8 protein-coding genes are annotated in these 8,366 nt (G+C 70.0%); 5 read left to right on the top strand and 3 right to left on the bottom strand.

From position 1 onward, the window contains the following. Positions 1–58: 58 nt before the first annotated feature. Both trpD and ACFV6I_RS12635 read right to left on the bottom strand, forming a co-directional pair. Complete coding sequence (trpD, locus tag ACFV6I_RS12630) at positions 59–1,135, bottom strand: anthranilate phosphoribosyltransferase (protein ID WP_380375658.1); 1,077 nt, start codon at positions 1,133–1,135, stop codon at positions 59–61. 120 nt (positions 1,136–1,255) lie between these two features. Beyond that, complete coding sequence (locus tag ACFV6I_RS12635; protein WP_063347283.1) at positions 1,256–1,681, bottom strand: hypothetical protein; 426 nt, start codon at positions 1,679–1,681, stop codon at positions 1,256–1,258. Positions 1,682–2,076: 395 nt separating this feature from the next. Between ACFV6I_RS12635 and ACFV6I_RS12640 the strand changes: the two genes are divergently transcribed. From ACFV6I_RS12640 to ACFV6I_RS12660, 5 genes are all read left to right on the top strand, one after another. Then, complete coding sequence (locus tag ACFV6I_RS12640; protein WP_063347284.1) at positions 2,077–2,697, top strand: heme-copper oxidase subunit III; 621 nt, start codon at positions 2,077–2,079, stop codon at positions 2,695–2,697. 188 nt (positions 2,698–2,885) lie between these two features. Continuing rightward, complete coding sequence (locus tag ACFV6I_RS12645) at positions 2,886–3,695, top strand: c-type cytochrome (RefSeq protein ID WP_063347285.1); 810 nt, start codon at positions 2,886–2,888, stop codon at positions 3,693–3,695. Between the two features lie 8 nt (positions 3,696–3,703). Beyond that, positions 3,704–4,756 carry a ubiquinol-cytochrome c reductase iron-sulfur subunit gene (locus tag ACFV6I_RS12650; RefSeq protein ID WP_063347286.1) on the top strand — a complete coding sequence of 351 codons (1,053 nt, stop codon included), beginning with the start codon at positions 3,704–3,706 and terminating at the stop codon, positions 4,754–4,756. After that, on the top strand, positions 4,753–6,405 hold the full coding sequence (locus tag ACFV6I_RS12655) for a ubiquinol-cytochrome c reductase cytochrome b subunit (protein WP_063347287.1): 1,653 nt from the start codon (positions 4,753–4,755) through the stop codon (positions 6,403–6,405). Before ACFV6I_RS12650 ends, ACFV6I_RS12655 begins: the two co-directional genes overlap by 4 nt. 106 nt (positions 6,406–6,511) lie before the next feature. After that, positions 6,512–6,883 (top strand): GntR family transcriptional regulator, encoded by a 372-nt coding sequence (locus ACFV6I_RS12660; RefSeq protein WP_063347288.1) that lies wholly within the window; start codon positions 6,512–6,514, stop codon positions 6,881–6,883. Between the two features lie 19 nt (positions 6,884–6,902). On the opposite strand, the gene ACFV6I_RS12665 is transcribed toward ACFV6I_RS12660, so the two are convergent. Beyond that, on the bottom strand, positions 6,903–8,165 hold the full coding sequence (locus ACFV6I_RS12665; RefSeq protein ID WP_063347289.1) for an Ig-like domain-containing protein: 1,263 nt from the start codon (positions 8,163–8,165) through the stop codon (positions 6,903–6,905). Between the last annotated feature and the right edge of the window lie 201 nt (positions 8,166–8,366).

Below are 8,366 nucleotides of genomic sequence, written 5' to 3' on the forward strand. Positions count from 1 at the left end.
CAGCCGGACACCCGCGGAGCCCGCGCCGCCGGGGGGGCGCGGGCTCCCAAGTACCGCCTCACACCCGGCTGGTGGCCTCCGACCAACGCCGCAGCAGCTCCTGCGCCGCGCCCGAGTCGATGGCCTGCTCCGCCCGCGCCATGCCGGCCGCGAGCTGTTCGGTGAGCGGCGCCTCGCCCAGGTCGAGCGCGACCAGCGCCGCCGCCGTGTTCATCAGGACGGCGTCCCGTACGGCCCCGCGCTCGCCGGCCAGCAGCCGGCGCGCGACCTCGGCGTTGTACGAGGGGTCCGCCCCGCGCAGCGCCTCGATGCCGACCAGCTCGACGCCGACGTCCCGCGGGTCGAAGGTGGTCTCGGTGACGGTCCCGTCCCGCACGATCCACACCTGCGAGGTGGTGGTGATGGTCAGCTCGTCCAGACCGTCGTCGCCCCGGAAGACCAGGCCGGTCGAGCCGCGCCGGGCGAGCACGCCGGCGATCAGTGCGGCGAGCCGGGTGTCGAAGCAGCCGATCGCGTGCGAGGTGACCTTGGCCGGGTTGGTCAGCGGGCCGAGGATGTTGAACGCGGTCGGCACTCCGAGGTCGCGCCGGGCGGTGGCGGCGTGCCGCATCGACGGGTGGAACTTGGCCGCGAAGCAGAAGGTCAGCCCGACCTCCTCGGCGATCTCGGCGACCCGCCGGGCCGACAGGTCGAGGCGGACGCCGAGCTTCTCCAGCACGTCCGAGGAGCCGCTGGCCGAGGAGGAGGCCCGGTTCCCGTGCTTGACCACCTTGGCTCCGGCCGCGGCCGCGACGATCGCCGACATGGTGGAGATGTTGACGGTCTTGGCCCGGTCCCCGCCGGTGCCGACGATGTCCACGGCCGGGCCGGGGATGTCCAGCGGCTCGGCGTGCGCGTACATCGCGTCCACCAGGCCGGTGATCTCGTCGACCGTCTCGCCCTTGGCCCGCAGCGCCACCATGAACCCGGCCACCTGGACGGGGGACGCCTCGCCGCTCATGATCCGGTCCATCGCCCACGCGGTGGCCGAGCGGTCGAGGTCCTCCCCCTTCAACAGCGCCGCCAGGACGTCCGGCCAGGTGCGGACCACCTGCGCGGGTGCGGTACCACCGTTCGCAGGGTTCACGTTCACCATGGCTGACTCCAGCTGTTGTCGGGTTCCCCGCGTCGGGGGGACGTCCGTACGGATGGAGTCAGCCTATCGACCAGTCGGGTTCCCGAGGCGGCGTCTTCTCTAGTCGTGAGACGGCACCGCTCAGCGGCTGACGGGCGCCCGCTTGGCCAGCCGTGCCCGCAGCAGGGTGGCGACCGCGCCGGCCAGCGCCACCGGGTCCACCGGGCGGGAGATCGCGGCGTCGGCCCGGCTCCAGGCGGCCAGCCAGGAGTCCTGCGGCCGGCCGATCAGCACCAGCACCGGCGGGCAGCCGTAGATCTCGTCCTTGAGCTGGCGGCCGAGCCCGAGCCCGCCGGCCGGCACCGCCTCGCCGTCCAGGATGCAGAGGTCCACGCCGCCCTTCTCCAGTGCCTTCAGCACCGCCGGGGTGGTCGCGCACTCCAGGTAGGACAGTTCCGGAAGGTCCTCGACGGGCCGGCGGCCGAGTGCCGTCAGCACCTGCTCGCGGGTGTTGCGGTCATCGCTGTAGACGAGGACGGTGAGCGTCTCGTCGGTCGTGTACGCCATGGGCCCTGCTCCCTCAAGTGTGATCCGGACCACGTTCGCCTGATCCGGATGCTACTCCCGATCACCCGTCGCCGAGTCCCCCTCGCGGACCTTCCTCCTCAAGCCGCCGCGCCCGCGACTCACCCGCCCGGAGGACGGCCCGTCACCCGGACCCGTCCAGACCACCCGTACGGCCGATAAGGGGCCCGCGCATTACCCCCGGAGGCTCCGCCAAGCGTGCAACGACGCGCTGGGCAACGGGGTCGCGGGCCCCTTCGAGGAACCGTCAGAAAAGGGACACGCCGCTGCTCAGCCGCCATTGGGGTCCCCCACCGCCCCTCAGGGGGGCATACCGCACGCACCGGACACTCCGAGGGACACCCCCCGGCGTGAAGACGGAATAAGGGACCGACATAATGTCCGTCGTGGCGACAGCAACAGCAGTAGAAACCGGGCACGCGCACGGATCGGTCAACCGGCCGAACATGGTCAGCGTCGGAACGATCGTCTGGCTCAGTTCCGAGTTGATGTTCTTCGCGGCCCTCTTCGCGATGTACTTCACGCTCCGCTCCGTCAAGGGAGCCGAGTTCTGGACCGAGAAGGCGCACGCCCTCAACGTGCCCTTCTCCTCGGTCAACACCACGATCCTGGTGCTCTCCTCGCTGACCTGCCAGCTCGGCGTGTTCGCTGCCGAGCGCGGGGACGTGAAGAAGCTCCGCTCGTGGTTCGTCATCACCTTCGTGATGGGCGCGATCTTCATCGGCGGCCAGATCTTCGAGTACACCGAGCTGGTCAAGAAGGACGGCCTCTCGCTGTCCTCCGACCCGTACGGCACGGTGTTCTACCTGACCACCGGCTTCCACGGTCTGCACGTGACGGGTGGTCTGATCGCCTTCCTGCTGGTCCTGGGACGGACGTACGCAGCCAAGCGCTTCACGCACGAGCAGGCCACCGCCGCGATCGTCGTGTCGTACTACTGGCACTTCGTCGACGTCGTGTGGATCGGCCTGTTCGCGACCATCTACCTGATCAAGTAACCAGCTGATCAGGTCGCTGGCCACCGGCTTCGGTCCCCGCCCTCACCGGCGTCGGGCCGATTCTGCCGGTGGGCGACGCTCCCACCGACCGACCGCGCGCGCAGCCCTAGACAGGCAGCCTCGTGCCGGCCAGACCGGCCGCCGGGTGCACCCACCAGTCGACCAGATCCTGACACCGGGGTTATTCCGTGAAAAAGCTCTCCGCACGACGGCGCCACCCATTGGCGGCGCTGGTCGTCCTACTTCTCGCCCTGGCGGCAACCGGGGGGCTGTACGCCGCGTTCGCGCCCGCCGACAAGGCGCAGGCCGACGTCGCCGCGCAGTCGCTCGCGATCGATGAGGGCAAGAAGCTCTTCGCCGTGGGCTGCTCCTCGTGCCACGGCCTGAACGGCCAGGGCAGCAGCGACGGTCCGAGCCTGGTCGGCGTCGGCTCCGCCTCTGTCGACTTCCAGGTCGGTACCGGCCGCATGCCGGCCCAGCAGCCCGGCGCCCAGGTGCCGCGCAAGAAGAACATCTACTCGCAGGCGGAGATCGACCAGCTCGCCGCCTTCGTCGCTTCGCTCGGCCCCGGCCCGGTGACGCCGACCCCGGAGCAGTACACCTCGACCAACCCGGACGACATCTCCAAGGGTGGCGAGCTGTTCCGCACCAACTGCGCCCAGTGCCACAACTTCGCCGGCCAGGGCGGTGCCCTGACCAAGGGCAAGTACGCCCCGTCGCTGGAGGGCGTGGACGCCAAGCACATCTACGAGGCCATGCAGACCGGCCCGCAGAACATGCCGTCGTTCCCGGACACCACCATGCCCGAGGAGCAGAAGAAGCAGATCGTGGCCTTCGTCCGCCACACCACCTCCGATGAGCCCAACCCCGGTGGTCTCACGCTCGGCAGCCTCGGTCCGGTGACCGAGGGTCTGTTCGGCTGGATCTTCGGTCTCGGCACGCTCATCGCGGTCGCGATCTGGGTCGCCGCCCACACCACCAAGGCCAAGAAGTCATGAGCCACGACATGTCAGAAGAGAAGCTGCCGGAGTCACACGGCTCCGCCGGTGACGTCGCCGCACACGGCGACCCGTTCGCCGACCCGGGCCTTCCGGCCCACGAGCCCCGCCGCACCGACATCGACGAGCGGGCCGCCCAGCGGGCCGAGCGCCAGGTCTCGCTGATGTTCGTGGTCTCGATGCTCGCCACCATCGGCTTCATCGCCTCGTACGTGGCCATCGACCCGGACAAGATCGTCTACATCTTCCCGCTCGGTCACGTCAGCGCGCTGAACTTCGCGCTCGGCATGACCCTGGGCGTCGCGCTGTTCATGATCGGCGCGGGTGCGGTCCACTGGGCCCGCACGCTGATGTCGGACGTCGAGCTGCCGGCCGAGCGCCACCCGATCGAGGCTGACGACGAGGTCCGCGCGGACGTCATCGAGCAGTTCAAGACCGGTGCCGCCGAGTCCGGCTTCGGCCGCCGCAAGATGATCCGCAACACCCTCATCGGCTCCATGGCGCTGGTCCCGCTCTCCGGCGTGGTCCTGCTCCGCGACCTCGGGCCGCTGCCCGAGAAGAAGCTGAAGGAGACGGGCTGGAACGAGGCGACCCCGGCCCAGCCCCTGCAGCTCATCAACATGAACACCAACCTGCCGATGAAGGCCGAGGACATCGTCATCGGCTCGCTGACCTTCGCCATGCCCGAGGGTCTGCACGTCCACGACGAGGACTTCCAGCAGGCGATCGCCAAGGACGCCCTGATGCTGGTGCGCATCGCACCGGACGACATCAAGGACGACCGGTCGCGGGAGAAGGGCTTCGAGGGCATCCTCGCCTACTCCAAGATCTGCACCCACGTCGGCTGCCCGATCAGCCTGTACGAGCAGCAGACCCACCACGCGCTCTGCCCCTGCCACCAGTCGACCTTCGACCTGGCGGACGGCGCGCGCGTGATCTTCGGCCCGGCCGGCCACCCGCTGCCGCAGCTGAAGATCATCACTGACGAGAAGGGCTACCTGGTCGCCACCGGCGACTTCGACGAGCCCGTCGGCCCGAGCTACTGGGAGCGTGCTCGATGAGTACGAGCAGCACCACCGGTGCCGCCAAGCCCGCCAGCACGCGCGCCAAGCCCGCCAACAAGTGGGAGGCCGCTGCTGACTGGACGGACGGCCGGGTGGGGATCTACTCCCTCGCCAAGGCCAACCTGCGCAAGATCTTCCCGGACCACTGGTCCTTCATGCTGGGCGAGATCTGCCTCTACACGTTCGTCATCATCATCCTGACCGGTGTCTATCTGACGCTGTTCTTCAAGCCGTCGATGGCCGAGGTCGTCTACAACGGCTCGTACGTGCCGCTCAAGGGCATCGGGATGTCCGAGGCGTACGCCTCGACGGTGGACATCAGCTTCGAGGTCCGCGGCGGTCTGCTGATCCGGCAGATCCACCACTGGGCCGCCCTGGTCTTCGTGGCCGCGATGCTCGTGCACATGATGCGCGTGTTCTTCACCGGCGCGTTCCGCAAGCCGCGTGAGATCAACTGGGTCTTCGGCTTCCTGCTGCTGATCCTGGGCATGTTCGACGGCTTCTTCGGCTACTCGCTGCCGGACGACCTGCTGTCGGGTACCGGTATCCGGTTCATGGAAGGCGCGATCCTCGCCGTCCCGCTGGTCGGCACCTACATCCAGATGTTCCTGTTCGGGGGCGAGTTCCCCGGCCACGACATCGTGCCGCGCTTCTTCACGATCCACGTGCTGCTGATCCCGGGCATCATGCTCGGCCTGCTGGTGGCGCACCTGATCCTGGTCTTCTACCACAAGCACACCCAGTGGGCGGGCCCGGGCAAGACCGAGAAGAACGTCGTCGGCATGCCGCTGATGCCGGTCTACATGGCCAAGGCCGGTGGCTTCTTCTTCCTGGTGTTCGGTCTGATCGCCGCCATCTCGGCGATCGCCACGATCAACCCGATCTGGGCGTACGGCCCGTACCGCCCGGACCAGGTGTCCACGGACGCCCAGCCCGACTGGTACATGGGCTTCTCCGAAGGCCTGATCCGCGTCATGCCGGGCTGGGAGGTCGGCCTGTGGGGCCACACCCTGAACCTGGGTGTCTTCATCCCGCTGATGATCTTCCCGCTGGTCCTGGTCTCGATCGCGGTCTACCCGTTCATCGAGGGCTGGATCACCGGCGACAAGCGCGAGCACCACATCCTGGACCGCCCGCGCAACGCGCCCGTCCGCACCGCGCTCGGCGCCGCCTGGATCAGCCTGTACCTGGTGCTGCTGGTCGGTGGTGGCAACGACCTGTTCGCCACCCACCTGCACCTGTCGATCAACTCGATCACCTACTTCGTCCGCGTCGGCTTCTTCGCGGTGCCGGTCATCACCTTCATCATCACCAAGCGCTGGTGCCTCGGCCTCCAGCGCCGGGACAAGGAGAAGGTGCTGCACGGCCGCGAGACGGGCGTCATCAAGCGCCTGCCGCACGGCGAGTTCGTCGAGGTGCACGCCCAGCTGCCGCAGAAGGACCTGTACAAGCTCACCGCGCACGAGCAGGTCCAGCCGGTCGAGCTGCCGGCCCAGACGGACGAGAACGGCGTGGCCGGCAAGGCCGGCCTGATCGGCCGCACCCGGGCCAAGCTGTCCCGCGGCTTCTACGGCGGCGGCGCCCAGATCCCCAAGCCGACCTCCGAGGAGCACCACGAGATCACCAGCGGCCACGGCCACCACTGATCCCGTACGCCCCGCAGCGTCACACCCGAGGGCCGCTGACCAGAGTTCTTCTGGTCGGCGGCCCTCGGGCTTTCCCGTCCCCCGTCCGCACCCTCCAGGAGCTCCCGTGCAGCTGTCCGTCGACCCCGCCGCCGCCACTCCCCCGTACGAGCAGATCCGGGCCCAGATCGCCGAGCGGGCCCGTTCCGGCGAACTGCCGACCGGGCTGCGGCTGCCCACCGTCCGGGCCCTGGCCGAGGAGCTGGGGCTGGCCGCCGGGACGGTCGCCCGGGCGTACCGGGAACTGGAGGCGGACGGCGTGGTGGAGACCCACGGCCGGCGCGGCACGCTGATCGCGGCCACCGGTGACACCGCGCACCGGCTGGCCGCCGCGGCCGCCGCCGAGTACGCCGAGCGGGCGACCCGGCTCGGGCTCCCGCGGGCGGACGCGCTGGCCGCCGTGGACGCCGCCCTGCGGCTGGCCTACCAGGAGGCCTGAGAAGGCGCTCCAGGGGCCCTCAGGCCTCCGGGCGGATCATCCCCGAGGCGTGGGCCTGGGAGGACGGCACGGTGGTGCTGACGGGCTGCCCGAGGGCGCTGTGCTTGATCCAGTCCGTCCAGGAGATGTTCCAGTCCCCGAAGCCGTTGCCGAAGGGCTCCATGGTGGCGCCGCGGCTGTTCACCACCGTCACCAGGTCCCCCACCCTGGTGTTCTGGAAGTACCACTTGGCGTTCTCGGTGCTCATGCCGGTACAGCCGTGGCTGACGTTCTCCAGGCCCTGCGAGCGGACCGACCAGGGCGCCGCGTGGACGTACTCGCCGCTCCAGGTGACCCGGGTGGCCCACTCCACGTTGAGGTCGTAGAACTCCGAGCTCCCGGCCTTTATCCCGATCGTCTCGCCGTTCATCCGGACGGACCGCTCCTGGCCGAGCACCACCTTGACGCCGTTGCGGGTGTCGAAGCCGGGCTTGCCGGTGGTCACCGGGATGCTCCGGAGCAGCTCGCCGTCACGGCTGAGGGTGAGCAGGTGGGCGGCCGCGTCGACCACCGTCTCGACCCGTGCGCCGATCCGCAGGCCCAGCGTGCTGCGGTCGCCGCCGTAGAGGCCGTCCGCGATCCGGACGCCGGTGCCGTCGAAGGCCAGCGAGACGGTGGTGCCGGCCGGCCAGTACTCCTGCGGGCGGAAGTGCAGTTCCTTGTCGCCCACCCAGTACCAGGCGCCGGTGACGGCGGGCTGGGAGCTGACGGTCAGGACGCGCTCGACCTCCTGGCGGGCCTGCGGGTCCTGCACCGCCTCGGAGAGCTGCACGGTGAGCGGCTGGCCGACGCCGTAGATGCCGCTGCCGGAGGAGTCCGGGCCCAGCTTGGCGGTGAGCAGGCGCTGGGCGGCGAGGGTGCTGAAGTCCGCCGTGGTGTCGCCGCGGCCGCCCTTGCCGTCGTCGGCGGCGATCCGCACCGAGTAGTCGGTGTCGGCCTTCAGCCGGCCGGTGGTCTGCCAGCTGCGCTGGTCCTCGGCGAGCTGACCGGCCACCACCCGGCCGTCCGGGCCGGTCACGGTGACGTCGGTCAGCCGGCTGCCGGGCACGGACGTCACCGTGACCGGTTTGGAGGGGTCGACCTTGCCCCCGCCCTCGGCCGAGAGATGGACGAGCACGGCCGCGTCGATCCGGTGGGGGCCGACCGCCTCGCCGCCGCCGGACGAGCAGGCGGCCAGCGGGGCCAGTACTGCGAGGGTCAGCGAGATGCCGCCGATACCTGCGATTCCGCGCCTGTCGGCCATGAAACGCCTCCGAGGGTCCGCACGATTGCTCAGATCGTAGGAACGAGGCCCGCCGAAGCGACATCGGAGCGCCCCCGCGTTCACCCGGGTGAGTGAGTTCGTCACCCTGGAGACGCAACGGGGCCGGGGGGGCCCCCCCCCGGGGGGGCGCGGGGTTGTACCACGACCGCCCCCCTCGCCGCCGCCGGTGCGGGTTGCAGC

The sequence above is a fragment of the Kitasatospora sp. NPDC059803 genome (genome assembly GCF_042732255.1).
Classification (GTDB): domain Bacteria; phylum Actinomycetota; class Actinomycetes; order Streptomycetales; family Streptomycetaceae; genus Kitasatospora.

Excerpts from the sequence above, each read along its gene's own strand:
- trpD (WP_380375658.1), bottom strand. The coding sequence starts at position 1,135 with ATGGTGAACGTGAACCCTGCGAACGGTGGTACCGCACCCGCGCAGGTG.
- ACFV6I_RS12665 (WP_063347289.1), bottom strand. The coding sequence starts at position 8,165 with ATGGCCGACAGGCGCGGAATCGCAGGTATCGGCGGCATCTCGCTGACC.
- ACFV6I_RS12635 (WP_063347283.1), bottom strand. The coding sequence starts at position 1,681 with ATGGCGTACACGACCGACGAGACGCTCACCGTCCTCGTCTACAGCGAT.
- ACFV6I_RS12650 (WP_063347286.1), top strand. The coding sequence starts at position 3,704 with ATGTCAGAAGAGAAGCTGCCGGAGTCACACGGCTCCGCCGGTGACGTC.
- ACFV6I_RS12655 (WP_063347287.1), top strand. The coding sequence starts at position 4,753 with ATGAGTACGAGCAGCACCACCGGTGCCGCCAAGCCCGCCAGCACGCGC.
- ACFV6I_RS12640 (WP_063347284.1), top strand. The coding sequence starts at position 2,077 with ATGTCCGTCGTGGCGACAGCAACAGCAGTAGAAACCGGGCACGCGCAC.